Source organism: Micromonospora sp. SD12 (assembly GCF_052068495.1).
Lineage (GTDB): Bacteria > Actinomycetota > Actinomycetes > Mycobacteriales > Micromonosporaceae > Micromonospora > Micromonospora echinofusca.
Map to the genome: position 1 here is coordinate 65,878 of NZ_JBQHDF010000009.1, position 26,251 is coordinate 92,128.

At 75.2% G+C, this 26,251-nt stretch carries 19 protein-coding genes; 4 read left to right on the forward strand and 15 right to left on the reverse strand.

Features of this window, described 5'->3' with window-relative positions; all coding sequences use genetic code 11:
• Positions 1–2 precede the first annotated feature (2 nt).
• From egtB to ACTMS2_RS18905, 4 genes are all read right to left on the reverse strand, one after another.
• The gene (gene egtB, locus ACTMS2_RS18890) at positions 3–1,340 is read right to left on the reverse strand and encodes an ergothioneine biosynthesis protein EgtB (protein WP_441176549.1); all 1,338 of its coding nucleotides are present in this window, start codon (positions 1,338–1,340) and stop codon (positions 3–5) included.
• Entirely contained in the window at positions 1,337–2,569 is a 1,233-nt protein-coding gene (gene egtA, locus ACTMS2_RS18895) for an ergothioneine biosynthesis glutamate--cysteine ligase EgtA (protein WP_441176550.1), read from the reverse strand. Before egtA ends, egtB begins: the two co-directional genes overlap by 4 nt.
• Before the next feature lie 236 nt (positions 2,570–2,805).
• Positions 2,806–3,597 carry a hypothetical protein gene (locus tag ACTMS2_RS18900; RefSeq protein WP_441176551.1) on the reverse strand — a complete coding sequence of 264 codons (792 nt, stop codon included), beginning with the start codon at positions 3,595–3,597 and terminating at the stop codon, positions 2,806–2,808.
• A 16-nt stretch (positions 3,598–3,613) separates the two neighbouring features.
• Positions 3,614–4,243 carry an RNA polymerase sigma factor gene (locus tag ACTMS2_RS18905; RefSeq protein WP_441176552.1) on the reverse strand — a complete coding sequence of 210 codons (630 nt, stop codon included), beginning with the start codon at positions 4,241–4,243 and terminating at the stop codon, positions 3,614–3,616.
• A gap of 545 nt (positions 4,244–4,788) precedes the next feature.
• Between ACTMS2_RS18905 and ACTMS2_RS18910 the strand changes: the two genes are divergently transcribed.
• On the forward strand, positions 4,789–6,150 hold the full coding sequence (locus tag ACTMS2_RS18910; protein ID WP_441176553.1) for a protein kinase domain-containing protein: 1,362 nt from the start codon (positions 4,789–4,791) through the stop codon (positions 6,148–6,150).
• Between the two features lie 82 nt (positions 6,151–6,232).
• Here ACTMS2_RS18910 and ACTMS2_RS18915 read toward each other — a convergent pair whose 3' ends face one another.
• The 5 genes from ACTMS2_RS18915 to ACTMS2_RS18935 all read right to left on the reverse strand — a co-directional run bounded on the left by ACTMS2_RS18915 (position 6,233) and on the right by ACTMS2_RS18935 (position 12,316).
• On the reverse strand, positions 6,233–8,716 hold the full coding sequence (locus tag ACTMS2_RS18915) for an ABC transporter permease (protein WP_441176554.1): 2,484 nt from the start codon (positions 8,714–8,716) through the stop codon (positions 6,233–6,235).
• On the reverse strand, positions 8,713–9,507 hold the full coding sequence (locus tag ACTMS2_RS18920) for an ABC transporter ATP-binding protein (RefSeq protein WP_441176555.1): 795 nt from the start codon (positions 9,505–9,507) through the stop codon (positions 8,713–8,715). The genes ACTMS2_RS18915 and ACTMS2_RS18920 overlap by 4 nt, the downstream gene beginning before the upstream one ends.
• 149 nt (positions 9,508–9,656) lie before the next feature.
• Positions 9,657–10,322: a response regulator transcription factor gene (locus ACTMS2_RS18925; RefSeq protein WP_358167407.1), complete on the reverse strand. Its 666-nt coding sequence runs from the start codon at positions 10,320–10,322 to the stop codon at positions 9,657–9,659.
• Positions 10,319–11,563, reverse strand: coding sequence for a sensor histidine kinase (locus tag ACTMS2_RS18930; protein WP_441176557.1), 1,245 nt, complete (start codon positions 11,561–11,563; stop codon positions 10,319–10,321). The genes ACTMS2_RS18925 and ACTMS2_RS18930 overlap by 4 nt, the downstream gene beginning before the upstream one ends.
• 63 nt (positions 11,564–11,626) lie before the next feature.
• On the reverse strand, positions 11,627–12,316 hold the full coding sequence (locus ACTMS2_RS18935; RefSeq protein WP_441176558.1) for a DUF305 domain-containing protein: 690 nt from the start codon (positions 12,314–12,316) through the stop codon (positions 11,627–11,629).
• A 138-nt stretch (positions 12,317–12,454) separates the two neighbouring features.
• Between ACTMS2_RS18935 and ACTMS2_RS18940 the strand changes: the two genes are divergently transcribed.
• Entirely contained in the window at positions 12,455–13,906 is a 1,452-nt protein-coding gene (locus ACTMS2_RS18940; RefSeq protein ID WP_441176559.1) for an LVIVD repeat-containing protein, read from the forward strand.
• A 74-nt stretch (positions 13,907–13,980) separates the two neighbouring features.
• On the opposite strand, the gene ACTMS2_RS18945 is transcribed toward ACTMS2_RS18940, so the two are convergent.
• From ACTMS2_RS18945 to ACTMS2_RS18960, 4 genes are all read right to left on the reverse strand, one after another.
• Complete coding sequence (locus tag ACTMS2_RS18945; RefSeq protein ID WP_441176687.1) at positions 13,981–14,202, reverse strand: DUF2188 domain-containing protein; 222 nt, start codon at positions 14,200–14,202, stop codon at positions 13,981–13,983.
• A gap of 125 nt (positions 14,203–14,327) precedes the next feature.
• The gene (locus ACTMS2_RS18950; RefSeq protein ID WP_441176560.1) at positions 14,328–15,260 is read right to left on the reverse strand and encodes a PfkB family carbohydrate kinase; all 933 of its coding nucleotides are present in this window, start codon (positions 15,258–15,260) and stop codon (positions 14,328–14,330) included.
• Between the two features lie 108 nt (positions 15,261–15,368).
• Entirely contained in the window at positions 15,369–16,979 is a 1,611-nt protein-coding gene (locus ACTMS2_RS18955; protein WP_441176561.1) for an asparagine synthetase B family protein, read from the reverse strand.
• Between the two features lie 5 nt (positions 16,980–16,984).
• On the reverse strand, positions 16,985–17,944 hold the full coding sequence (locus ACTMS2_RS18960) for a DUF5715 family protein (protein ID WP_441176563.1): 960 nt from the start codon (positions 17,942–17,944) through the stop codon (positions 16,985–16,987).
• A 1,146-nt stretch (positions 17,945–19,090) separates the two neighbouring features.
• Between ACTMS2_RS18960 and ACTMS2_RS18965 the strand changes: the two genes are divergently transcribed.
• Positions 19,091–21,310 carry a family 43 glycosylhydrolase gene (locus ACTMS2_RS18965; protein ID WP_441176564.1) on the forward strand — a complete coding sequence of 740 codons (2,220 nt, stop codon included), beginning with the start codon at positions 19,091–19,093 and terminating at the stop codon, positions 21,308–21,310.
• Between the two features lie 95 nt (positions 21,311–21,405).
• Here ACTMS2_RS18965 and ACTMS2_RS18970 read toward each other — a convergent pair whose 3' ends face one another.
• Entirely contained in the window at positions 21,406–21,933 is a 528-nt protein-coding gene (locus ACTMS2_RS18970) for a 2'-5' RNA ligase family protein (protein ID WP_441176565.1), read from the reverse strand.
• A 101-nt stretch (positions 21,934–22,034) separates the two neighbouring features.
• On the opposite strand from ACTMS2_RS18970, the gene ACTMS2_RS18975 reads away from it, so the two are divergent.
• Positions 22,035–23,831, forward strand: coding sequence for a DEAD/DEAH box helicase (locus ACTMS2_RS18975; protein WP_441176566.1), 1,797 nt, complete (start codon positions 22,035–22,037; stop codon positions 23,829–23,831).
• A gap of 65 nt (positions 23,832–23,896) precedes the next feature.
• On the opposite strand, the gene lon is transcribed toward ACTMS2_RS18975, so the two are convergent.
• Positions 23,897–26,227: an endopeptidase La gene (lon, locus tag ACTMS2_RS18980; RefSeq protein ID WP_441176567.1), complete on the reverse strand. Its 2,331-nt coding sequence runs from the start codon at positions 26,225–26,227 to the stop codon at positions 23,897–23,899.
• Between the last annotated feature and the right edge of the window lie 24 nt (positions 26,228–26,251).

The following is a 26,251-nucleotide window of genomic DNA, read 5'->3' on the forward strand; positions in this document are numbered from 1 at the left end:
CCTCACGGCTGCGCCTCCTCCGGCCGGGCGTCCCGGGCGCAGCGGAAGCCGCTGAAGATCTGCCGCCGGATCGGGAAGTCCCAGTTGCGGAAGGTGCCCCGGCAGGCGGCCCGGTCGGTGCCGAACGACCCGCCGCGCAGCACCCGGTGCTCGTCGCCGAAGAAGACCTCCGAGTATTCGCGGTAGGGGAACGCGGTGAAGCCGGGGTGCCCCCGGAACGGGGTGGAGGTCCACTCCCACACGTCGCCGATGAGCTGGTGCACGCCCAGCGGCGAGGCGCCGGCCGGGTAGGCGCCCACCGGCGCGGGCCACAGGTGCCGCTGGCCCAGGTTGGCGTGCTCGGCGGTGGGGTCGTCGTCGCCCCAGGGGTAGCGGCGGGAGCGGCCGGTGGCCGGGTCCCAGCGCGCCGCCTTCTCCCACTCCGCCTCGGTCGGCAGCCGCTTGCCGGCCCACGCGGCGTACGCCTGCGCCTCGTGGAAGCAGACGTGCACCACCGGCTCGTCGTCGCGTACCGGCGCCCACTGCCCGAACCGCCGGCAGGCCCAGCCGTCGCCGTCGCGTCGCCAGTGCATCGGCGCGACCAGCTCCGCCTCCCGGCGGTGCCGCCAGCCGTCGGGGCTCCACCAGCGCGGGTCGTCGTAGCCACCGTCGGCGATGAACTCGCGGTAGCGCCCGTTGGTCACCGGCGCGGCGTCGATGACGTACGCCGGCAGGCGCACCCGGTGGGCGGGGCGCTCGTTGTCCAGCGCCCACGGGTCGGTGTCGGTGCCCATGGTGAACTCGCCGGCCGGCACCAGGACCTCGGCGTCGACCCGGACGCGCGGCTCCGGCGGCGGCGGGGCGTGCAGCACCGCCGGGCCGGCGCGCAGCTGGTGGGTGGCGAGCATCGTCTCGTCGTGCTGCTGCTCGTGCTGCACGATCATGCCGAAGGCGAACCCGTCGGCGACCAGCGGTCGCTCGGTGAACGCGACCCGGTCCAGCAGGTCGAGCACCTTGCCCCGGACGGTGAGCAGGTAGGCGCGGGCCTCCTGCGGGGGCAGCAGCGGCAGCGTAGGGCGGTCCCGGCGGGGCTGCTTGAATGCGTCGTACAGGTCGTCGATGTCCCGCCGTACGGGTTCGCGCCCGCCCACGTCCCGGACCAGCCAGAGTTCCTCCTGGTTGCCGACGTGGGCGAGGTCCCAGACCAGCGGGGACATCAGCGGCGAGTGCTGCCGCACCAGGTCGGCCTCGTCGACGGCCTCGGTCAGCAGGGCGGTGCGGGCGCGGGTGCGTGCCAGCTCCGCCGCGATCCGGCTGCGCAACTGCTCCGCGCCCGTCGACTGCGTGGACGTCCCGGTCACCGGTGGCTCCTTCCCGCGGCGTCGCGCCGCCGCCGTACGCCTCGGTCGATGTCGTCGTGCAGGGCCGCCGGCAGGTCGAGCCGGGGCAGGGCCGCGAGGGCCAGGTCGAACAGGTCCGCCGCGGCGGCGGCCAGCGCCGGATCGCGCAGGCCGTGGCGGGCGGCGGGGTACCAGCGGTGCGCCACCGGACCGGCGACGTCGCGGGCCGCGCGGACCGTGGCGGGGTCGGCGAGCAGGACGGCCAGCACCGCGAGCGGGAGCATCCAGCCGCGGCCCGGCTGCGTGTCGAGGTAGCGCAGCTCCAGGTAGCCCCGGGGCCGCACCGGCGGGAAGAGGGTGCTCACGTGGTAGTCGAGGTCGTCGGTGGTGGGCGGCCGGGGCAGCGCCCCGTCGAGCCAGTCGGCGAACGTGATCCCCGGCGGCGGCGTCCAGTCGGGGCCGTCGCCGCGCACGCAGAGCAGCGGCGCGGCGAGGACGTACCTCGTCCAGGCGGTGACGGGGTCCACGTCGGTCGTCGGCGTCCAGACGGGACGGGTGCGGGCCGGCTCGATGCCGTACCAGGCCGCCATCCGGGCGGACGCCCAGCCGGTGCTGCGGCCGGCGTGCCGGTCGGCCGTGGCGAACGCGGCCAGCAGGGGCGGCCCGAGCGCGTGCACCGCCGCCCACCGGTCAGCCAGGTGCTCCGGCTCTCCCGCGTCCAGGCAGACCTGGAGGCCGGCGGTGCTGTACATCATCGTCCGGCCGGCCGGCCCGCGCCGGTCGAAGACGTGGCGCATGGCGCGGTAGCGGGGGCCTTCGACCACCGGCCGGGGCGGCCGGTGCGGATCTATGCCGCTGCGGCCGAGGACCAGCCCGGCGGCGTCGAGCAGGCCGCTCAGCTCGGCGATGTCGCCGTCGGCCGCGTGGATGAGAGTGGCGAGCGAGGAGCGTGGCGCGGTGGAGATCTCCAGCTGCCCGCCCGGCTCCACAGTCACGGTGCCACCGTGCGGGAGCGGATCGGCGGGGCTCGCGCGGTCGAGGGTGCGGGGGCTGTGCCGCCCCAGAGCCGCCCGTAGCCGCTCGCCGTCGACCGGGCGGGCGGGATCGGCGGCGTCGTGCACGGTCCATTCGAGTTCGACGCCGGTGTGTGTCGGCGGACCGGTCTTGAAGCAGATGCGCGCGAGGTGGCCCTCGGCGGCGGTGGACTCCCGCAGAACGGTGGTCCGGTCGAGCTCCGGCGACGTCACCACAGGGCGGTCTCCCTTCCCGGCAGGCTCCCGATCGATGTCACCGTAACGCCACCCACCGTCATCGGCGAGGGCGTCGACGACCCCACCCGTTCCTGTCTAGCAGACGAATTTCGTCCTACCGGCCGGAATGTGCAGCGCAGACGGGCGGCCCCGGCCCGCCGCGACGGCCGGGGAATCGGGCCGCGCCGGCTCAGCCGGTGGCGGCCACCCGGGCTGTCCGGAGAAGCGCGGACGACTCAGTCGGCGGCGGTCGGACCTGGGGTCGGCGACGGCCGCTGCTTCGTCGGCTCGTTTGGCGACTCCGGCGACTCCTTCGCCGCCGCCTCGGGCACCAGGTCCCCGCAGAAGCCCTCGACCTGCCCACGGCCGCCCGCCGCGGTCACCAGGCGGGCGAACGAGGGGGTGTCCAGCGCCCGCTCCCGCTGCGCCGGATTCTTCGCCAGGTACGCCCGGCAGAGGCCCTGCAGCTGCTCGGGGCGCTCCTGCGGCGTCCCCGGGGCGGCGCCCGTGGTGCTTCCGGGGGCGGGTACGCCCGAGTTCGGCGGGGCGGTGGCACCGGTCGGGGTCCCGGTGGGGGCGCCGCCGCCGGTGGCTGCGCTCGGCCCGTCGCGCTGTGGCGTCGAGGTGGTTGGCGACGCGGTGGCCGGTGCCGGGGTGGCGGGGTGTCGCGGCGGGGCCGGGTCGTCGGCCCGGTCGAGCGTGACGGCCGCGAAGGCGGCGCCCGCGGTGGCGGTGACGGCGATCCCCGCCCCCCAGGCCACGACGCCGGCGGTGAACCGGCGGCGGCGCGGCGCCGGGACTCCCCCGGCGGCGGGTCCGGCCGCGCGAGCCGCCCGGAAGGCGGCCACGGCGGCCTCCTCGCCGGCCAGTTCGCCGGGACGGGCGGGAGCGGCGGCGGCGGCGAGCAACCGGCTGAGCGGCTCGGACACGTCGGTTTCCGGCGTACGGGGCGCGTCCGCCCGCGCGTCGTCGAGGAGCCGGTCGGCCGCGCCGCGGTCGGCGGGCCGCCCGGTCCGACGGAAGAACATCCTGAATCCCCTCACGTCAACCGTCCGCCGGCTCGACGTGCGACGCCTGCCGCCCGCCGGTACGCGGTCGCGGCGTCACGGCGGCCTCGGGCGCGGCCGGCGACCGGGCCGGGTCGTGGCGTTCCATCAGCGCGGCGAGCCGGCGCAGTCCCCGGTGGGCGGCGGTGCGTACGGCACCGGGCCGGCGGCCGAGCACCCGCCCGGCGGTCTCGGCGTCCAGCCCGACGACCGCGCGCAGCAGCACGGCCTCGGCCTCGCGGGGCGGCAGGGTGGCGATCAGCGCGAGCGCCGCCTCGGTGCCGATCGTCTCGCCGGCCCGTTCGGCGGTGTCGGCGTCACCGGCCAGTTCGGCGAGCGCCTGCACCGGTACCGGCAGCGACGGACGACGGCGTTGCCGGCGCAGGTGGTCCATTGCCCGGTTGCGGGCGATGGTGACGGCCCACGCCCGGAACTCACCGCCGGTGAAGCTGGGCAGGTCACGGGAGATCTGCAGCCAGGTCTCGGAGGCGACGTCCTCGGCGTCCGCGCCGACCAGGGCGGTCAGGTAACGGAGCAGGCCGGGCTGGAGGCTGCGGTAGAGGAAGCGGAAGGCGTCCTCGTCGCCGGCCTGCGCCGCCACGACGGCCTCGTTCAGCTCACCCGCCATGCGGCTGCCGCTCTCGTCCCGGGGACACGTGCAGGCGGCGCACGCCGACGTGGGCGTGCGCGAGGCAAGCACGGTCCGGCAACCGGAACTGATCCCGCACCCTCAGCCCCCCGCTGACCTGATCACGCCCGGGACCGCGTCGCCCGGACGGCACGTCCGGACTCTGCCGTGGCGGCACGGCCTGTGGCGCAGGTGCCGCGGCGGCGCCGTGGGGCGGGCCCGAGACGGGCTAACGCTAGGAGCGCCGGGTCGATCGGGCAAGCCCAGTCGGCGGGCAAAAGAGTGAGAATTATCTAGCCGTTCGGCCGGCCCGTCGCTGTAACGGTGCGGCGACCCGCGACGCTGCGCCGATCGGCGGTCGCGGGCGGCGGCGCGTTCATCCAGCGTAAGGCCGTCCTGGGCGGATCGGCGTCACGCACGGTCCGCGACCCGTCACAGGGTATCCGAGGCGGGTCGGGTTGCGCTGCCCCCGCGTCGCGGCCGGCGCGGGCCGGGCCGGGGGCGGGCGGCGAGCCGATCCCGGTGGGTCTGGGTACGGTGGTGCTGTGTTGTCATCGGAGGTCGTACTCAGCGGTCGCTACCGCCTGGACGAACGTGTCGCCACGGGCGGCATGGGCGACGTCTGGCGGGGCAAGGACCTCGTCCTCGGCCGGCAGGTCGCGGTCAAGGTCCTGCTGCCGGCGCTGGTCTCCGACCCCGACTTCATCGCCCGCTTCCGCGCCGAGGCCCGGATCATGGCCGCGCTGCGCCACCCGGGCATCGTGCAGGTCTTCGACTGCGGCGAGGACGACCTGCCCGACGGGAGCCGGGCCGACTACCTCGTCATGGAGTTCGTGACCGGCCAGCCCCTGTCCAAGCGGATCGAGGCCGCCGGGCATCTCGACGTGGCCGAGACGATGGCGATCGTCGCGCAGGTCGCGCAGGCGCTGCACGCCGCGCACCTCGGCGGGATCGTGCACCGCGACGTCAAGCCCAGCAACCTGCTGGTGCAGGAGGACGGCAGCGTCGTGCTGGTCGACTTCGGCGTCGCCCGGTCGACGAACGTCACCAGCATCACCAGCACGAACGCGGTGCCCGGCACCGCCCTCTACATGGCTCCGGAGCAGGCCGCCGGCCGGCCGGTGTCCGGCGCGACCGACATCTACGCGCTCGGCGCCGTGGCCTACTGCTGCCTCAGCGGCAGCCCGCCGTTCACCGGCGACAACCCGTTGCAGGTCGCCGTGCGCCACCTCGACGACGAGCCGCCGGAGCTGCCGCACGAGGTCCCGGAGGCGGTCCGCGCGCTGGTCTCCCGCGCCCTGGCCAAGGACCCGGCCGACCGGTTCAGCAGCGCGGCGGCGATGGCCGAGGCCGCGCGGGCCGCCGTGTCCGACCCCTCCGCGGCCACCGCCATGGTGCCCGCCGCCGCGGCCGTGGGCGGCGTGGACCCGGACACCCGCACCGACATGCCGGCCGTCGCCGGCGTGGCCCGTCGGAGGCGCCGCGGCACCCTCGTCGGCGCCGCGGCGGCCGTGCTGGTGGCATTGGCCGGGCTCGGCGCGGCGCTCGGCGCCTCGGGCGAGGCCGACGCGCCGGCGGTCAAGGTGCCGCAGGCGACCACTCCGGCCGCGGAGCCGAGCGGTGACGCGCAGGCGCCCGCGGAGCAGGACGACGAACCCGCCAACCCGGGCCGGCCGTTCCGGCCGACCGGCTCCACCTCCAGCCCTTCGCCGTCGGGCACCGCACCCCCGGTCTCCCCCCAGCCCAGCGGGTCGGACGCCCCGGAGTCCCCCGAGCCCAGCGGCACCACCGAACCGCCGCGCCCGTCGCCCAGCACCGCCGTCCCGACGCAGAGCCCGCCGCCGCCGGTGGAGCCGACCGAGACGCAGACCACGCCGGTCGAGCCCGCCAACCCCCCGGCGGGCTGACCGCACACCGCGCCCGCGCACCGGCCCAGGGGGGGCCGGCCGGTCCCGCCGTCGCGGTGGCGGCGGGACCGGGCAGCGGATGTCACTGGTCGCCGAGCGCCTCGACCACCGGCCGCGACAGCGCGCGGCGGGCCGGCAGCACCGAGGCGACCAGGGCGGCCACCACCGCCACCCCGAGGATCAGCCCGAGCTGCCCCACCGGCAGCACCACGGCGAAGTCGCCGCTGATCCGGGCCAGCAGGGCCATCGCGGCGGCGCTGACACCGGTGCCGAGACCCACCCCGAGCAGCGCGCCGACCAGTGCCATCAGCACCGCTTCGACGGCCAGCATGGCGCGCATCCGTCCCCGGGTCAGCCCGACCGCGCGCAGCACGGCGTTCTCCCGGGTCCGCTCCACCACGGACAGGCTCAGCGTGTTGGCGACCCCCACCAGCGCGATCACCACGGCCAGGCCCAGCAGCGCGGTGACGAGGGCGAGCAGCATGTCGACGGTGGCGGTGAGCATCTTCTTGTAGGCGCCCTGATCCATCAGGTTGGCGGTCGGATACCGGGCGACCACCGCCTCGATGGCGGCCCGGGCCTGCGCGGCGGAGACCCCGTCGGCGGGGTCGATCTCGGCCAGGTAGCCCCGCTCGTCGGGAAAGAGGGTGGCGAAGTCGGCGTCGACCACCTCGATCACGTGACCGGCGGGTACGGGGCTGCCGGCGAGCGTCGGCCCGTCGGCGGTGACGACCGCGGCCACCCGCAACGGCCGACCGCGTACGGTCACGGTGGAGCCGGTCGTCCAGCCCCGGGCCTCGGCCAACTCCCGGTGCACCAGCACCTGTCCCGGACCCAGCCGATCGACCTGCCCCGACACGACACCGGTCAGGGTCCGGCCGACCAGGGCGGGGTGCGCGACCTGGATCCGCACGTCGGCGGCGACGGCACCCCGCTGCTCGTGCACCACCGCCAGCTCGGGTCGCGCGCGCAGCTCGGCCACGAGCGGTGCCGGAAGATCCCCGCCGATCCCGGTGACCAGCCAGTCCACCCCGATCTCGGCGTCCACGCTGCGCTCGATGCCGTCCTTGGTGCTGCGGGCGCCGACCACGAAGGCAGACACCAGACCGATCCCGATCACCAGGGCCGTGGCGGTCGCGGCGATCCGGCGCGGATTGCGTACGGCGTTCGCGACGGCCAGCCCGGCGGTGGCACCGAACAGCCTGCGGGCCGGCCACCCCAGCACCCGGACCAGCGCCGGCACGAGCACCGGGCCGAAGAGCACGATCCCGAAGAAGGTGAGTACGCCGCCGGCGGCCACCAGGACCACCTGCACGGCGTACGCGGCGGCGAGCAGCGCGGCGATCCCGGCGGCGAAGACCACCGCGCCGGCCGTCAACCGGAGCCGGCCGGCGCCCCGGGCGGGCTGGACCGCCGCGTCGGTGAGCGCGGCGACCGGGGCGACGCGGGTGCCCCGCCATGCGGGCAGCAGGGCGGCGCCCATCGTGATCGCTGTGCCCAGGAGCAGGCTGACCAGCACGGTCGACGCGGTGACGGTGAGCCCGCCGGGGACCGGCGCGTCGAGCCGCGTCATCACCTGGTTCATGCCGCCGGCCAGGGCCACGCCGATCAGCACGCCGGCGGCGGAGGCGACCAGCCCGACCAGCGCGGCCTCCAGCAGCGCGGCGCGGAACAGCTGGCCCCGGGTCGCGCCGACCAGCCGCAGCAGCGCGGTCCGCCGCGTCCGCTGGGCCAGCACGATGGCGAAGGTGTTGGCGATGACGAAGCCGGCGACCACGACGGCGACGCCGGCGAAGGTCAGCAGCACCATGTTGAACTGCTCGAGGTCGCGGACCGCGTCGGTCACGGCGTCGTCGAGGATGCGCTGCCGGGTCTTGACGGTCGCGCCGGCGCCGACGGCCCCGGCGGCCCGCTCGACCAGTGCCCCGTCGGCCGCGCCGGGCCGGGCCGCCACCATGATCCGGTCGTAGCCCCGCTGGCCGGTGACCGCGAGGGCGTCCGCGCCGACCAGGCCGATGAACGGGCCGCCGACGTCGCGGGCGGTGCCGGCCACGTCGACCGTGCCGACCAGGGTGTACGGGCGGGCGGCTCCCCCGCCGCCGCCGACGCGTACCCCGCTGCCGAGGGCGAAGCCCTCCTGCTCGACGGTCGCGGCGTCCAGCACGACCTCGCCCGGGCGGTCGGGCAACCGGCCGGCCACCACGTCGTACGAGCGCAGCGCCTCGTCGACGGGGATCGCGGCGAGGACGGCGTAGCCGAGCACGGGGCGCCCGTCGGCGCCCACGATCCCGCCGGAGCCGAGCAGCTCGCCCTCGGCGGCGGCGACCCCGTCGAGGGCGCGCACCTTCTCGACCAGCACGGCCGGCAGCGGGTCGTCCGTGGCGGAGTAGACGGCGAGGTCGGTGTACCGGTCGAACGCCCCGGCCCGCTCGTACGCGCCGGCGCGCATCCCGTCGACGAAGATCAGCGTGCCGGCGATGAACGCGACGCCGAGCACGATGGCCAGCGACGAGAGCATCAGGCGCAGCGCCTCGGCGCGCAGCTGGCGCAGGGTCGTACGGATCATCGGGTCACCGCCTCGCGGTCGGCGCCCGGTGCGCGCGCCGGGTCGAGGCCGGCGAGCGCGTCGAGGACCCGCTCGGCGGTCGGCGCGGTGAGGTCGCGTACCGGCCGGCCGTCGGCGAGGAAGACGACCCGGTCGGCGTGCCCGGCGGCCGACGGGTCGTGGGTCACCATGACCACCGTCTGGCCGAGGGTGTCGACGGCCTCGCGCAGCAGGCGCAGCACCTCGGCGCCGGAACGCGAGTCCAGGTTCCCGGTCGGCTCGTCGGCGAAGATCACCCAGGGTTTGGTGATCAGCGCGCGGGCCACCGCCACCCGCTGCTGCTGGCCGCCGGAGAGCTCGGCGGGGCGGTGGCGCAGCCGGTCGGCGAGCCCCACCGCGGCGACGACCTGGCGCAGCCAGGCCCGCTCCGGTCGCCGGCCCGCGATGGCCAGGGGCAGCACGATGTTCTCCTCGGCGGTCAGCGCCGGCAGCAGGTTGAACTTCTGGAACACGAAGCCCACCCGGTCGCGGCGCAGCAGGGTGAGCCGCTTGTCGTCGAGGCGGGCGAGGTCGGCGTCGCCGATCCGCACGCTGCCGGAGGTGGGCCGGTCCAGGCCGGCGAGGCAGTGCATGAGCGTGGACTTGCCGGAGCCGGACGGGCCCATGATGGCGGTGAACCGGCCGGCGGCGAAGTCGACGTCGACGCCGTCGAGGGCGACGACAGCTGCCGGGCCGGTGCCGTACCGCTTGGACAGGCCGTGGGCGGCGACCGCGACGCCGGCGGTGGCGTGCGCGGGAGGTGCGACGGACACGTGGAACTCCCCGTGGAGATCGTGGCTGGGACGTCTCCGACGCTATGGGCGCCGCCGGTGCGACCGCGTCCACCCGCGCGGGGTGGCCCCGCTGCGACCTGGGGCGCCCCTGACGGGGTGGGCCCGTACGACCTGGGTCGTATCCGGTCTCAGCCGCCGGGGGTGACCAGCCCGGTCTCGTACGCCAGCACCACGGCCTGCACCCGGTCGCGGAGCTGGAGCTTGGCCAGGATCCGCCCGACGTGCGTCTTCACGGTGGCCTCGGCGACGTGCACCCGGGCGGCGATCTCCGCGTTGGAGAGGCCCTGCGCCACGAGCAGGAGGATCTCCCGCTCGCGTTCGGTGAGCTGGCCGATCCGGGGGTCCTCGGCGGGCCCGGGACCGAGCCGACCGGCGAAGCGGTCGAGCAGCCGGCGGGTGATGGACGGGGCGACGACCGAGTCACCCTGGGCGACCACCCGGATGGCGGCCAGCAGTTCCTCCGGCGGCACGTTCTTGAGCAGGAACCCGCTGGCGCCGGCCTGGAGCGCGGCGAAGGCGTCCTGCTCCGTGTCGAAGGTGGTGAGCACCAGCACCCGGGGCGAGCCGGCGGGCCGGTCCCGGCAGATGCGGCGGGTGGCCTCCACCCCGTCCATGGTCGGCATCCGGACGTCCATCACCACGACGTCGGCCTCGACGCGGGCCAGCAGCCGCAGGGCGTCGGCGCCGTCGATCGCCTCGCCGACCACCTCCAGGTCCGCCTGGGAGTCCAGCACCATCCGGAAACCGGCGCGGACCAGCGCCTGGTCGTCCACGATCACCACGCGGACCGTCATGCCGCCGTCACCTCCGTCGTCGCGGACGTCGACGGTAGCGGTAGCCGCGCCTCGACCTGCCAGCCCCCGGCCAGTCGGGGTCCGGCGGTCAGGCTGCCGTCGTACACGCCCACCCGCTCGCGCATGCCGACCAGGCCGTGCCCGCCGGAGGGCGCCGGGCTGACCGGGGGGCGGCCCTGGCCGTCGTCGACCACCCGCACCACCACGGCGTCGCCCGCGCAGGCGACGGTGACCTCGACGCCGGCGCCGACCCCGGCGTGCTTGAGCGCGTTGGTCAGCCCCTCCTGCACCACCCGGTAGACGGTCAGCTCCAGCCCGGGCGGCATCGGCGCCGGCTCCCCGGTGACCGTGTGCCGGGCCCGGAGGCCGGCGGCGCGGAAGCGGTCGAGCAGGGCGGGCAGCTCCGTCAGCGCCAGCCGGCGGTGCGCCGGGTCGGCGGCCGCCCCGGCGCCGTCGGGCGCACCCGCCGCGCCGGGCCCGGCCTGCGCGTCCGGCGCGCTGGGCTCCCGCAGTACGCCGACCAGCCGGCGCATCTCCTCCAGCGCCTGCCGGCCGGTGTCGGCGACCACCTTGACCGCCTGGCGGGCGGTCTCCGGGTCCCGGTCGAGCATGAACCGCGCCCCGTCGGCCTGCACGATCATCACGGCCATGCTGTGCGCCACCACGTCGTGCAGCTCGCGGGCGATGCGGGTGCGTTCCCCGGCCACGGCGGCGCGCGCCTCCGCCTCCCGTTCCCGCTCCAGGGTGGCGGCCCGTTCCTCCAGGGTGAGCACGTAGAGCCGGCGGGTCCGCACGTTCAGCGCGACCAGCCAGACGGCCCCGGTGACCAGGCCGTAGTAGATCGCCGTCGCCCACCAGGCGATGACGCCCTGGGTCTGCAGGCCGGCGAGCACCACCCCGACGGCCGCCCCGACACCCGCGAGGATTCCGTCGCGCAGCCGGTCGGCGTACTTGACCACGCTGTAGAGGGCGATCAGCACGGCGACGTCGAAGGCCAGCGGCCCCCACCCGGCGACCACCTGCACCAGCGCGAGCGCCGCCACCGCCACGGCGACCGCCGACGGGTGGGCCCGGCGGAACAGCAGCGCCACCGCCATCCCGGCGCTGACCAGGGTGGCCTTCCATCCGCCGGGCTGGTTCGCCAGGCCGGCGAGGCCGAGGAGCACCACCACGGCGGCGACGAGGACGTCGAAGGCGACGCCGCGCCACGGGCGGCCGAGGATCGTGCGGTTCACGGTCACCCAGCGTACGTGCCGCAGGTCAGGGGTCACCCGCCCCGGGCCGGGTCGGGTGGCCCGCCCGGGTCACGCCAGCAGCTCGCGCATCCGGTCGATCTCGACGGTCTGCTCGGTGGCGACGGAGTTGGCGAACTCCGACAGGGTGAGGTCGGAGCCGACCTTGAGCAGGTCGGTGGCCATCTGGACCGCGCCCTGGTGGTGCTCGGTCATCATCCGCACGAAGAGCCGGTCGAACTCGGCGCCCCGCGCCGCCGCGAGCTGCCGGATCGCCTCGGGCGTCTGCATGCCCCGCATGCTGCCGTGGTCGTGGTCGGCCACGTCGGTGGAGAGCCCGCGCGCCTGCAGCCAGCCCCGCATCATGCCGATCTCGGGGCCCTGGCTGGCCCGGATCCGCTCCGCGAGGGCGCGCAGGGCCGGGTCGCCGGCACGGTCGCCGGCCAACTCCGCCATCTCCAACGCCTGGGCGTGGTGCGGGATCATCATCCGGACGAACCAGACGTCCATCGAGTTGTGCCGGGACGTGGCCGCGTCGCGCAGTTCCTCGGCGGGCCGGACCGCCGCGGTCTCGCCCGGCCGACCGGGAACGATCACCGCGGGCCGGCTCGGGCCCACCGGGGCGGACGTCGTGGCGGGGGCGGCGACCTGTCCCGCCGGAGCCGTGGTCGGGCCGCCGGAGCGCAAGACGGCGACGACGACCACCGCCAGCAGCGACGCGGATATGACGACGGCCAGGGTCCGCGCACGGCGGTTGGTCATGGGCCACTCCCCCCGGTAGAGGTCATGGCGATGCTATCCATCGACCGACGCGCATTCATGTGATCTGCATCACATCGATGGAACTCATCGGACTGTAGGGTGTGGCCAATCGCCATCCCCTTGCGAAGGGCGTCGCCGATGACCAGTTTCCGCACCCTGCGGGCCAGGCGGCTCACCACCGTGAGCCTGGCCGCGGCCGGCCTTCTCCTCGCCAGCGTCGCCACCGCCACACCCGGAAGCGCCGGGGTGGCGGCGCGGTCCGCCCCATCGGGCACCGTGGACACCACCAACACCATTCCGGGCGTCGACGAGATCGTCAGCAGCCCGAACCTCCGGCAGATCGCCAACCTGCCGAAGCAGGCGCCGCTGGACGCCACCAACAGCGACCTGGCCTTCCAGGGCCGCTACGCCTTCGCCGGCAACTACAACGGCTTCGTCATCTACGACATCTCCCGGCCGAGCGCGCCGAGCGTGGTGTCGCAGGTCTACTGCCCCGGGTCGCAGAACGACATCTCCGTCCACGGTGACCTGCTGTTCCTCTCCACCGACTCCTCGCGCAGCGACGACTCCTGCAACAGCACCAGCGCGCCGGCGACGGAGAAGGCGTCCTGGGAGGGCATCAAGGTCTTCGACATCAGCGACAAGGCCAACCCGCGCTACGTCAAGGCGGTGGAGACGGCCTGCGGCTCGCACACCCACACCCTGGTGCCGGGCAAGGACCGCAAGACCGTCTACCTGTACGTCTCCTCGTACAGCCCGCGGGCGGAGTTCCCCGACTGCCAGCCCCCGCACGACTCCATCTCCATCGTCAAGGTGCCGGTGAAGTCGCCCACCGACGCGGCGGTGGTGGCCTCGCCGAACCTCTTCCCGGACGGCGGCTACGAGGGCCGGCCCGGCGGTTCGGCGACCACCGGCTGCCACGACATCACCGCCTACCCGGAGAAGAACCTCGCCGCGGGCGCGTGCATGGGCGACGGCATCCTGATGGACATCTCCAACCGGGAGGCCCCCCGGCTGATAAGCCGGGTCCGGGACACCGTCAACTTCGCGTTCTGGCACTCGGCCACGTTCAACAACGCCGGCACCAAGGTGGTCTTCACCGACGAGCTGGGCGGCGGCGGCGCGGCCACCTGCAACGAGGCCATCGGCCCGGAGCGGGGCGCCGACGCCATCTACGACATCACCGGTCGCGGTGACGCCCGCAAGATGGTCTTCCGCAGCTACTACAAGATCCCCCGGATGAACGCCGACACCGAGAACTGCGTGGCGCACAACGGCTCGCTGATCCCGGTGCTCGGTCGCGACATCATGGTCCAGGCGTGGTACCAGGGCGGCATCTCCGTCTGGGACTTCACCGACTCGGCCAACCCCAAGGAGATCGCGTTCTGGGAGCGGGGCCCGCTCTCGGCCGACCGGCTCGTCGGCGGTGGCACCTGGTCCGCGTACTACTACAACGGCTACATCTACTCCAACGACATGGTCAAGGGCCTCGACGTCCTGAAGCTGACCGACTGGCGCACCTGGTCGGCGAACCTCGTGCGGTACCGCGAACTGAACGTGCAGACCCAGCCCAGCTACCTGAGCTGGTAGTCGCCCGACGCGCCGACGGGCCCGACCCCGCAGGGGGTCGGGCCCGTTCGTGTCCGGATCGGACGCGGCGGCGCTCAGCCGGCCGGCGGGTACGGGTCGTTCTGGTACGTGTACTCCGTCTCGATCTTGCCGTCGGAGGTGTGCACGACGAGCTGGCTCGGCTCGTTGTCGTGCGCCGCCCGGCGTCCCGCCTCGACGGCGAGCTGCTTCGTGTCGAACGTGCCGACGACCTGGCTGCCCTGCTCGACCTTCCAGCCGCCGCCGTTCGGCACGACGTGGTATTGATTGCGCTTCATGTCAGTCACCCGCCTCTCGGTCAGGATCTCGGGATACCCGGGCCCCGGGGACGGAAAACCCGCCTTCGTGCCCGACCGTCCACAATCGTCACCCCGTCCGGCGGTCGCGTCTCGGCGAGTGCCGGTCACCCGGCCGGTATCCGGTCGAGCTGCGCGCGGATCGCCTCTGGCGTCAGCGCGGGCCGACCACCCGGATGACCGACGGTGGCGCCGGCAGCGGCGACGGCGTACCGGGCGACCCGCTCCCGGGACTCGCCCCGCAGCACGCCGAGGGTCAGCGCGGCGACGAAGGCGTCCCCCGCGCCCGTATCGTCCACGGTGGGCGTCTCGCTCAACGGCAGGAACAGCTCGCCGTCCGGCCAGACGAACGCGTTGCCCTTCCCGGCCACCTCGACGGCCAGCAGCGACGGGCCGCGGCGCAGCAGCGCGCGCCCGGCGGCGAGCCCCGCCCCGGCGTCCTCCGGCGCGACGCCGGTGATCAGCTCGACCTCCCGCGCGTCGGCCCGCAGCACGTCGGCGAGGGCGAACAGCGCGTCGGCGTCGGCCCCGTCGGCGGGGGCCCCGTCGAGCACGACCAGCCGGCCGGCCTCCCGGGCGGTCCGGGCCGCGGCCAGCGCGGTCCGCGCGGGCTGCTGGAGTTGGATCAGTACGGCCCGCGCGGCGCGCAGCGCGGGCGCCGCCCCGGCGACGTCGTCGGGGGTGAGCAGGGTGGCCTCCGGCAGGTCCTCCAGGTAGCGCCAGTCCGCGTCGGCGTCGACCACGTCGACGATGAGCCCGGTCGGGGTGCCGGGCCGCCGGCGTACCCACTCCACGTCGACGCCGTCGGCCCGCGCCAGCGCCAACAGCCGCTCCCCCACCTCGTCGTCGCCCACGACCCCGAGCAGACCGACGGCGGCGCCGAGCTGCGCCAGCCCGACGGCCTGGTTGGCCCCCTTGCCGCCGAGCAGTTCGCGCCGCCGCCGTACCGGGGCGCTCCCGCCGGCGGCCGGCACCTCGTCCACCAGCAGCACGAGATCCCGGGCCACCTGCCCGAGCACCATCACGTCCAGTTCCACCATGCCCGCAGCACTACCCGCGACCGCACCGGTTGATCCGCGCCGGGCGCGAGGCGTGTCCGGTCGCGAGGCGCGCCCCGGCCGGCGCCGCGAGGGGTGCGTGCCGACCGGTCACCCGGGCAGCGGCGCCTCGTCGCCCCGCGTGCGGCGCGGCCCGACCAGCCGACGCACCATCGGGGCGGCGTTCCACTTCGCCGCGCCCACCAGGTCGCGGGCGTGCTCCAGCACCGTGTAGTCGGGCCGGGCACGGCCGTCGGCGATGGCCCGGTCCAGGTCGTTGCCGCACCGGGTCAGCACGTTGTCGAAGTCGCGGCGCACCGGTTCGAGCAGGTCGTAGCCGAACGAGCGGTGCAGCCGGGCGAAGAGCGGCTTGTAGAGCCGGGCCCGCTCGTGCAGCCCCGAGGAGTACGACATGGGGTTCTTCGGCCGGCGCCGGACGTAGTCCGGCAGCAGGTCGGCGAAGGCCCGCCGGACGATCCACTTCTCCTGCCCCTCGCGCATCTTCAGCCCGATCGGCAGCCGCATCGCCAGCTCGACCAGGCTCAGGTCGAGAAACGGCACGCGCGCCTCCACCCCGTGCCCCATGCCGGCCCGGTCGACGCGCTGCAACTCCGTACGGCAGAGGTTGCGGATCTTGTGCAGGAAGAGCCGGCGGGACGCCTCGGGACCGACCTCGTGGTACATCGGGTAGCCGCCGAACAGCTCGTCCGAGCCGTCGCCGGTGAGCGCCACCTTCACGCCCAGCTCGCGCAGCCGGCGGAACAGCGGCAGGGTGACCACCGCGTTGATGATGTCGCCGTACTCGGTCAGCTCGGACATCCTGATGGTCTCCCGGATGTCGGCCAGCCGGATGTCGCGGGGGCGCAGCTCGACCACCTCGTGCGGCACCCCGAGGTCCTTCGCGAGCCGCCGCGCGTACGCGACGTCGGGGCTGTCGGGCACGCCGACCGTGACGGCGACGCAGTCGGGGTGCATCTCGCGTACGTGCAGCAGGGCCAGCGAGCTGTCGAGGCCGCCGGAGAGCACCACCCCCACGGTGAGGTCGGTGTCCACCCGCATCCGGATGCTGTCGGTGAGGGCGGCACGGACGAGCAGGGCGGCCTCGTCCGGGTCGTCCACCACCGGCAGCCCGTCGCCGAGGGTGAGCAGGTCGACGTACGCGCGCAGCCGGACCGAACCGTCGGGCTCGGCCCAGCCGTGGTGCCCGGGCGGCACCTCGGCGATCGGGGCGCGGTGACCGACCAGTGCCTTGACCTCGCTGGCGACGTGCAGGCAGCCGGGCGTGCGGCACCAGTACAACGGCTTGACGCCGAGCGGGTCCCGGACCAGGTAGGCCCGGCTGGTGGCCCGTTCCACGACGGCGAAGGCGTACTCGCCGCGCAGCCGGGTCACCATGCCCTCGCCCCAGCGCAGGAACGCCGCGAGCACCACCTCGGTGTCACTGGTGCCGCGGAAGCGGTGGCCCAGCCGGACGAGTTCGGCGCGCAGCTCGTGGTGGTTGAAGACCTCGCCGTTGTAGCAGAGCAGCCACCGCTCGTCGGCGGAGGCCCACGGCTGCACGGCGCGTTCGCGGTCCACGATCGGCAGCCGGCGGGTGCCGGTGAGCAGGCCGTTCTCGTAGCGGGTCTCGGTGACCTCGCCGCGTGGGGCGAGGGTGGCGAGCATCCGCCGGAAGATCGTCGGATCGGCCTCGGGGCCGAGGCTCAACGCGATGCCACACATCGGGCTCAGACCCCCATCTCGGCTTCGTACGCCCGGCGCAGCCGCCGCCGTGCCGCGGGCGCGAGGCACACGTGCCAGGCCTGGCCCTCGTCGACCACGTTGACCTCGCCGGCCCGCTGCCGGGCCAGCAGCAGCTCGGCCAGGGTGTCCCGGACCCCGAACCTGTCGAACCACTCCATCTCCAGGTCGACCGCCCAGCCGAGGCAGTGGCCGCTGGGCACCATGGCGGCGTACCCGAGCCGGCGCAGTCGGTGCTGGTGCTCGGCGCTGCGGACCAGGCTGGTCACCCACAGCGGCGGCGTGCCGGCCGGGGTGCTGGCGGCGAACTGCCGGGCGATGTCGTTGAGCAGCGCCACCACCTCCCGGCGGGCACGCCGGAAGCGCAGTCCGGCGGTACGCGGCGTGGCGGCGGGCAGCAGCCGGCGTCGCACCGCCCGCGCGCCGCGTCCCAGCAGCGTGCGGGGCTGCTCGGTGTAGCGGAAGCGCAGCAGGTCCCGCCTGCGCAGCCACTCCAGGTCCACCAGGTCCGGGCTGGCCTCGACCTGGGCGTCGGTGAGGAAGGTGGGGGCGTCGCGCCACCACATCACGTCGACGCGGGAGAGCAGGTAGATCCGGACCAGCGCCGTGAGGTCGGCGGCGGAGCTGCGCGCGTTGGGCTGGTACCGGGCCATCTCCAGCAACAGCGTCTCGCGGGCCCCGACGGGCCCCTGCGGGGTGGCGTCGAGCACCGCGGCGATCGCGGGCTCGCGCAGCCGGTCGTCGATCAGCATCTGCCGCGCGTTGGTGCAGGACTCACCGGCGAGCGCGCCGACCTCGACCAGCAGGTCGGCCACGGCCGCCCGGTAGGCGTCGAGATCCGGTGCCGCGGGCCGCGTCGGCGTGGCGAACGCGCGCCGCCGCGTCGGGGCGGCGGGTGTGACGGAGGAGCCGGGCCGCTGTCCCGGGCTTCGGCTGGGCACTCGCATGGTCGGGTCCTCTCTCCCGTCACGGCAGCACTGTGCATCGCCCTGAACACACCGTAATCGGGCCGGACGGGAGGAGTCCGAACAATCTTCCTATCTACTCCTTCGGGGCTCCCCTGCCGCCGCCAGGCACGAACGGCCACGGCCGGGACACCGCCGCCCAACCCGCTGCACCTCGGCCCACGACGGCAGGTGGTACGCGCACCGCGGCGCCGCACCGCGCCGCACGCAGCGCCCCGAGCCCCGGGGAGCCCTGGAGCCCCGGAGCCCCGGAGCCCCGGAGGCCAGGGTGGCCCTGGCGACTCACTGCCTCCCCAGAGGGCGCGGGTGATGCTGGCGCGGCGGGGGCGGCGGCTGCGGCGTCCATCAACGCGAAACCGCCGCCAGCGCAACCGCCGCAGCCGGCCACGCCAGCCAGCTCCAGCTTCACGAAAAGTAGTTGTCCGGTCGCCCGGCCACATCCCCCCTCACCGCCCTTTGCTCTGCATCCACATACGCACCAACTACTTAGAGTCAGGCGCACTCACGCCTCCGGCCGGGCCAGCAAGCACAAAATCCCAGCTCATAGGAGTGGTGCGGGGAGAGATGCAGAGCAAAGGGGCGAGAGAGCCATCAGCGGCCGAAGCGTCAGCCGTGACACACGGTGACCACCGCTCGCCATCACCGTCCGTAACAAGCTTCGGGACGGGACATCTTGTTTTCCGCCGCCCGGAAGATCGGTTTTGAAAGCGACCGCCGGGCGGAACGGGCGTCCGCGAAGCGCCGACCGACGGGCGCGAGGCGCGCACGGCGGCGGAACGCCGACCGGCGGCGAGCACGGCAGCGAGCACGGCAGCGGGCACGGCAGCGGGCACGGAGGCGGACGCGGGGGCGGACGCGGGGGCGGACGCGGAGGCGGACGCAGGGACGGAGGCGGGGCAGGGACGGGGCCGGGGACCAGCGCGCCGGATCAGCGCCAGGACCAGCGCGCCAGACCGGCGGCGGACCGGCGGCAGACCAGCGCGGGAGTGGCCACGGACCCACGCCCGGGGCACGGGTACCTCGCGGCGGACGCTGACGTGCCGTCAATCCTTTACAACGTTGTATCCAACGTTGTAGAAACGGACACGCACCGATCCTGATCGACATCTCGCACCCGAGGCAGGTCTGATGGGACATCTCCGCAGCGCCGGGGCGCTCGCCGCCGTCATCGGTCTGGTCCTGGCCGGGACGGCGTCCGCGCCGGCCGCCGCCGTACCCGACCTCCGCTACCACAATCCCGTCTCGGCCGGGTTCGCCGACACCTTCGCCGACCCGGTGATCGTCCGTGGTGAGGATGGTTTCTGGTACGCGTACGGCACCACCGACCCGCTGCGCGAAGGCGAGGGGGTCTTCCACCGCGTCCCCACCGCCCGCTCGGCCGACCTCGTCGACTGGACGTACGTCGGGGACGCCTTCGGCGCCGATCAACGCCCGGCGTACGCGGCGCCGGGCGCCGGCTTCTGGGCCCCCGACGTGCGCCGGGTCGGCGACCGCTGGGTCATGTACGTGACGGTCACCGACACGACCGTCTCCCCAGACGGGGGCGACTTCGCCGTCGGCGCGGCCACCGCACCCACCCCGACCGGCCCGTGGACCTTCGCCGACGAGCCCGTGGTCGCGCCCCGCCCCGGCGGTGGCGGGGGCTGGTTGTGGACCATCGACCCGAGCCAGTTCACCGACGTCGACGGCCGGCACTACCTCTACCACGGCAGCTACTACGGCGGGATCTCGGTGACCGAGCTGTCCCCCGACGGGCTGCGCGCGGTCGGCACGCCCACCATGGTCGCCATCGACAACAAGTTCGAGGGCAGCCACGTGGTGCGCCACGACGGCTGGTACTACCTGTTCGCGTCCACGGCCAACTGCTGCGCCGGCCCGGCCACCGGCTACTCCGTGCAGGTCGGCCGGTCCCGGAGCCCGCGCGGGCCGTTCGTCGACCGCGACGGCATCGCGCTGACCGCCTCCCGGGCCGGCGGCACGCCGGTGCTCACCCAGAACGGCAACCGGTGGATCGGCACCGGCCACAATGGCTTCCTCACCGACCTGTCGGGCCAGGACTGGATCGTCTACCACGCGATCGACCGGGCCGACCCTTACCTGGACGAGCCGTTCGGCGTCAACGAGCGGCCGATGCTGCTGGACCGCCTCGACTGGATCGACGGCTGGCCGACGGTGAACGCCGGTGCCGGCCCGTCCGAGGGCGCCCGGCCCGCGCCGGTCACCACCGGGCGGGTGGACGAGCGCTTCGACGCCGGGCTGGCCGGCTGGCGGCGCGGCGCCGGGGACTGGCGGGTCACTGACGGCCGCCTCACCGGCAGCGGCGCGCTGACCAGCCGTACGACCGTGGGTGGTGACGTGCGGGCGGAGGCCGACCTGCGGCTCTCCGCCGCCGGGGCGGCCGGGCTCACGCTCGGCGGCCGGGTCTCGGTGCGGGTGGACGCCGCCGCCGGCCGGTTGGTCGCCGCCGACGGCGGGCGTACCGTGAGCGCGCCGCTGCCCGCCGGCTTCGACGCCGCGGCGGGGCACCACCTCGCCGTCGAGGTACGCGGCCGGGACCTGGTGGCCGAGCTGAGCCCGGCCCGCCTCGGCGACCAGCTGGCGGTCGTGTCGCTGCGGCTGGCGCGGCCGGTGGCGGGGCGCCTCACGCTCACCGCGACCGGCGGGTCCGCCGGGTTCGACAACGTCAGCGTCGCCCGGCTGCACCGACCGGTGCGCCACGCCGTCGCCGAGCCGCGGGCGGGCCGACTGCTGCCCGCGTTCTCCGACGAGTTCACCGGCGGGCTGGACCCGGCGTGGCGGTGGCTCCGGCCGGACCCGGCGGCCACCGTGTCGGGCGGGGCGCTGCGCTGGCCGGTGCAGGGTACCGACCTGACCGGCACCGGCAACACCGCCGGCGTGCTGCTGCGCGACGCGCCGGGCGGCGACTACGTCGTGGAGACGAAGGTGACCCTCGACCTCGGCGAGGAGACGGTCCGCAACTACCAGCAGGCCGGGCTCGTCGCCTATGTCGACGACGACCGCTTCGCCCGGCTGTCGCAGGTCGCCATCTGGAACACGCGGCAGGTGGAGTACGGCTACGAGCTGCCCTTCGCCGGTCGGCCGGTCTACGGCGGCACCATCGTCGGCACCCCGGCGACCACCACCTGGCTGCGGCTGGCGCACCGGGTCGACCCGGTCTCCGGCGAGCACGAGTTCCGCGCCGGCTCCAGCCGGGACGGGCGCAACTGGACGTGGGGCGGGGTCTGGACGTTCCCGGCCGACACCACTCCCCGGATCGGGCTGGTCGCGCACGGCGGCGCCGACCCGGCGGTCACCGCGCACTTCGACTACCTGCGCTTCCACCGCTGAGCCCCGCTGAGCCCTTCGACCGGGCCGGGCCCCCGCCGGACGGTGGGGCCCGGCCCCGTCTCCGGGCGGCGGGGCCGGCGCGGCGGCGGGGCCGGTCAGCCGCGGCGGTCGTCGCCGCCGAGCGGGCTGACCGTCCGGGTCGACCCGTCGTAGCTGCGGGCGGCGACGAAGGTACCGCCGGGGCGCTCGACGCCGGCGACCGCGCGGGCCAGCCGGCGGTCGGCGTCGCGGAAGCGCAGCGCCAGACTCAGGTGCGGCCGCCAGCGCCCGGGGGCGTGCCAGGGGCGCTGGCCCGGCGCCGCCGCCAGGACGTCCCACACCGACGCGTGCAGGGCGGTCAGCTCCGGCGACGGGCGCAGCAGCCACACCAGCGGGGCGCTGCCGTCGAGCACCGCGATCCGGTCCAGCCGCACCGGCAGCGGCAGCGCCGCGTCGAACAGTGCGGCCAGGCGCGGCCGGGCGCCGGGCGGGAACTCGTCGACGGCGGCGAGGGTCAGGTGCGGCCGGTTGGTCGGGTGGGCGTTGCGGGCCAGGCTCGGCAGGCCCGACGCGGCCAGCCGCTCCCAGGCGCCGCGCACGGCCGCCTCCAGCTCGGGCGAGCAGACCAGTTCGACCGTACGCACGCCGCCAGGCTAGCCCCCGGGGCACGGCGACGGGCCCGCCCGGGTCACGGTTGTGCCGGTCGGCGAAACGGCGTCGCGGCGGTGATGAAAAGCTTGACGGCATGAGTTCCGCACCCGTACGGCACGACCCGCCCACCGAACCCGGCCCCGCCGCCCTCGACGACACGAGCGCCTTCGCGGATCTCGGACTACGCGCCGAGTTGCTGGGCGCGCTGACCGCCCTGGGCTACGAGGAGCCCACCCCGATCCAGCGGGAGGCCATCCCGCCGCTGCTGGCCGGTCGGGACCTGTTGGGTCAGGCCGCGACGGGTACGGGCAAGACGGCCGCCTTCGCGCTGCCGCTGTTGCAGCGGATGCCCGACGACCGGCCCGGCGGCGCCCCGGTGGCGCTCGTGCTGGTGCCCACCCGCGAGCTGGCGGTGCAGGTCTCCGAGGCGTTCCACCGCTACGGTAAGGACCTGGGCGCGCGGGTGCTGCCCATCTACGGCGGGCAGCCGATCGGCCGGCAGTTGCGCGCCCTGGACCTCGGCGTCGACGTCGTGGTCGCCACCCCGGGCCGTGCGTTGGACCACATCGCGCGGGGCACGCTCGACCTGGGCGCGCTGGCCACGGTGGTGCTCGACGAGGCCGACGAGATGCTCGACATGGGCTTCGCCGAGGACATCGAGGCGATCCTGGAGCACGCGCCGGAGCAGCGGCAGACGGTGCTCTTCTCGGCGACGATGCCGGCGCGCATCGACGGGCTGGCCCGCAAGCACCTGACCGACCCGATACGCATCCTCATCGCCCGCGAGCAGCCGGTGGCCGGCGAGGCGCCCCGGGTGCGCCAGAGCGCGTACATCGTCGCCCGGGCGCACAAGCCGGCGGCGCTGGGCCGGGTGCTGGACGTCGAGTCCCCCACGGCGGCGATCGTCTTCTGCCGCAGCCGCGAGGAGGTCGACCGGCTCACCGAGACGATGAACGGCCGGGGCTACCGGGCCGAGGCGCTGCACGGCGGGATGAGCCAGGAGCAGCGTGACCGGGTGATGGGCCGGCTGCGTACGGGCACCGCGGACCTGCTGGTGGCCACCGACGTGGCCGCGCGCGGTCTGGACGTCGAGCAGCTCACCCACGTGGTCAACTACGACGTGCCGTCGGCGCCCGAGTCGTACGTGCACCGCATCGGCCGGGTGGGCCGGGCCGGGCGGGAGGGCGTGGCGATCACTCTCGCCGAGCCGCGCGAGCACCGGATGCTCAAGACCATCGAGCGGGTCACCGGTCAGCGCATCACCATCGACAAGATCCCGACCGTGGCGGACATGCGTACCCGGCGGCTGGAGCTGACCCAGGGCGCCCTGCGGGAGAGCCTGCTGGAGGACGACCTCGACCCGTACCGGGCGATCGTCGAGTCGTTGACCGACGAGTTCGACCTGGTCGAGGTGGCCCTCGCGGCGGTGAAGCTGGCGCACGAGGCGACGTCGCCGGGCTCGGACGACGAGGAGGAGATCCCCCAGGTTCCCGTCCGGGGCCCGCGCGAGGGGCGACCGGAGGCCGGCGGCCGGGGCGAGCGCCGGGGCGGTGCCCGGCCCCGCACCGGCGGCACCACCCAGGTCTTCATCGGGCTGGGCCGGCGCGCCGGGGTCCGCCCGCAGGACCTGGTGGGCGCGATCACGGGCGAGACCGGGATCAGCGGTCGGGACATCGGCTCGATCGAGATCGCCGACCGGTTCTCGCTGGTGGAGGTGCCCCAGGGCGTCGCCGACGAGGTGATCGCGGGGCTGCGCGGCAGCACCATCAAGGGTCGCAAGGCGACCGTACGCCGGGATCGTGACGTCGACGGCGGCGGCGAGCGCCGCTTCGACGGGGCCGACCGGCGCGAGCGCCGCGACCGGGACTTCGACCGGCGCGACCGCCGCTGACCCCGCACGTCAGGAAGGGCCCCCTGTCAACGCCTCGCGCGTAGCAGGGGGCCCTTCCTGACACCTCAGGCGGCGGTCAGCGCCGGGTCGGGGCGGGTGTCGGCGTCGGTCGGACGCAGCGCCAGGGCGAGCACGTCGGCGACGTCGGCCAGGGTGTGCACGGACAGCGCCTCCCGCACCTCGGCGGGCAGGTCGTCGAGGTCCGGCTCGTTGCGGGCCGGGATGATCACCTCGGTCAGGCCGGCCCGGTGGGCGGCGAGCAGCTTCTGCTTCACCCCGCCGATGGGCAGCACCCGGCCGGAGAGGGTGACCTCGCCGGTCATCCCGAACTCGGGCCGCACGGGCCGGCCGCTGGCCAGCGACGCCAGGGCGGTCACCATGGTGATACCGGCGCTGGGGCCGTCCTTCGGCACCGCGCCCGCCGGCACGTGCAGGTGGATCCGCCGTCCGGCCAGGGCGTTCGGGTCGAGCCCGAGGCGGCGCCCGTTGGAGCGCAGGTACGACAGCGCGATGTGCGCCGACTCCTTCATGACGTCGCCGAGCTGGCCGGTCAGGGTCAGCCCCGGCTCGCCCTCCATGCTGGTGGCCTCGATGAAGAGCACGTCGCCGCCCGCGCCGGTGACGGCCAGGCCGGTGGCGACGCCGGGCACGGCCGTCCGCTCCGCCGATTCCGGGGTGAACTTCGGCCGCCCGAGGTAGGTGGCGAGGTTGCCGGTGTCGACGCGGACCGGCGCCGGGTCGGTGGCCAGGGCCACCGCGACCTTGCGCAGGATCTTCGCGAGCGCCCGTTCGAGCTGCCGTACGCCGGCCTCGCGGGTGTACTCGCCGGCGATCCGGGCGAGGGCGTCGTCGGCGACGTCGACCTCCTCGGCGGTGAGCCCGGCCCGTTCCCGCTGCCGGGGCAGCAGGTGGTCGCGGGCGATGGCGACCTTCTCCTCCTCCGTGTACCCGTCGAGGGTGACCAGTTCCATGCGGTCCAGCAGCGGGCCGGGGATGGCCTCCACCACGTTGGCGGTGGCCAGGAAGAGCACGTCGGACAGGTCGAGGTCGACCTCGAGGTAGTGGTCGCGGAAGGTGTGGTTCTGCGCCGGGTCGAGTACCTCCAGCAGGGCGGCGGCCGGGTCGCCGGAGTAGCCGGCGGCGAGCTTGTCGACCTCGTCGAGGAGCACGACCGGGTTCATCGAGCCGGCCTCGCGCAGGGCGCGCACGATCCGGCCGGGCAGCGCGCCGACGTAGGTGCGCCGGTGGCCACGGATCTCGGCCTCGTCGCGTACGCCGCCGAGGGAGACCCGGACGAAGTTGCGGCCGAGCGCGCGGGCGACCGACTCACCGAGGCTGGTCTTGCCGACGCCGGGCGGGCCGGCGAGGGCGAGCACCGCGCCGGAGCCCCGGCCGCCGACGACGCCGAGGTTGCGCTCGGCGCGCCGGTTGCGCACGGCGAGGTACTCCAGGATGCGGTCCTTGACGTCGGCCAGGCCGGCGTGGTCGGCGTCGAGCACGGCGCGGGCGGCGGCCAGGTCGGTGTGGTCCTCCGTACGGGTGCCCCACGGCATCTCCAGCACGGTGTCGAGCCAGGTCCGGATCCAACCCGCCTCCGGGGAGGCGTCGCTGGCCCGCTCCAGCTTGCCGACCTCGCGCAGCGCCGCCTCGCGGACCTTGTCGGGCAGGTCGGCGGCCGCCACCCGGGCCCGGTAGTCGGCGGAGCCGTCCGGCTCGTCCTCGCCGAGTTCCTTGCGGATGGCGGAGAGCTGCTGGCGCAGCAGGAACTCCCGCTGGGACTTCTCCAGCCCCTCGCGGACGTCGGTGCTGATCTGCTCGGCGATCTCCTGCTCGGCCAGGTGGTCCTTCACCCAGCCGACGAGCAGTTCCAGCCGGGCGGTGACGTCCGGCGCGGCGAGCAGTTCGGTCTTCTGGGCGAGGCTGAGCCAGGACACGTAGCCGGCCGAGTCGGCCAGCTCGGAGAGGTCGGTCATCCGCTCGATGGCGTCGATGACCTGCCAGGCGCCGCGCTGCTGGAGCACGGACGTCATGAGGGCGCGGTACTCGCGGGCGAGTTCGCGGGCACGCCCGGCGGGAGCGGGTTCGTCGAGTTCGGTCGCCTCGACCCAGAGGGCGGCGCCGGGGCCGGGCACGCCGGAGCCGATCCGGGCGCGGGACAGGCCGCGGACGACGGCGGCCGGTTCGCCGCTGGGCAGCCGGCCGACCTTCTCGATGGTGGCGACCGCGCCGACGGGGCCGTACTCGCCGTCGAGGCGGGGCACGGCGAGCAGCGTGCCCTCGCCGGTGGCGCGGGCCGCGTCGACGGCGGCCTGGGTGGTCGGGTCGAGGGTCACCGGGATGACCATGCCGGGCAGGAGCACGGCGTCGGTCAGGGGAAGTACCGGGAGAGTTGCCATCGAACACCTGCTATCGCGTTGAGT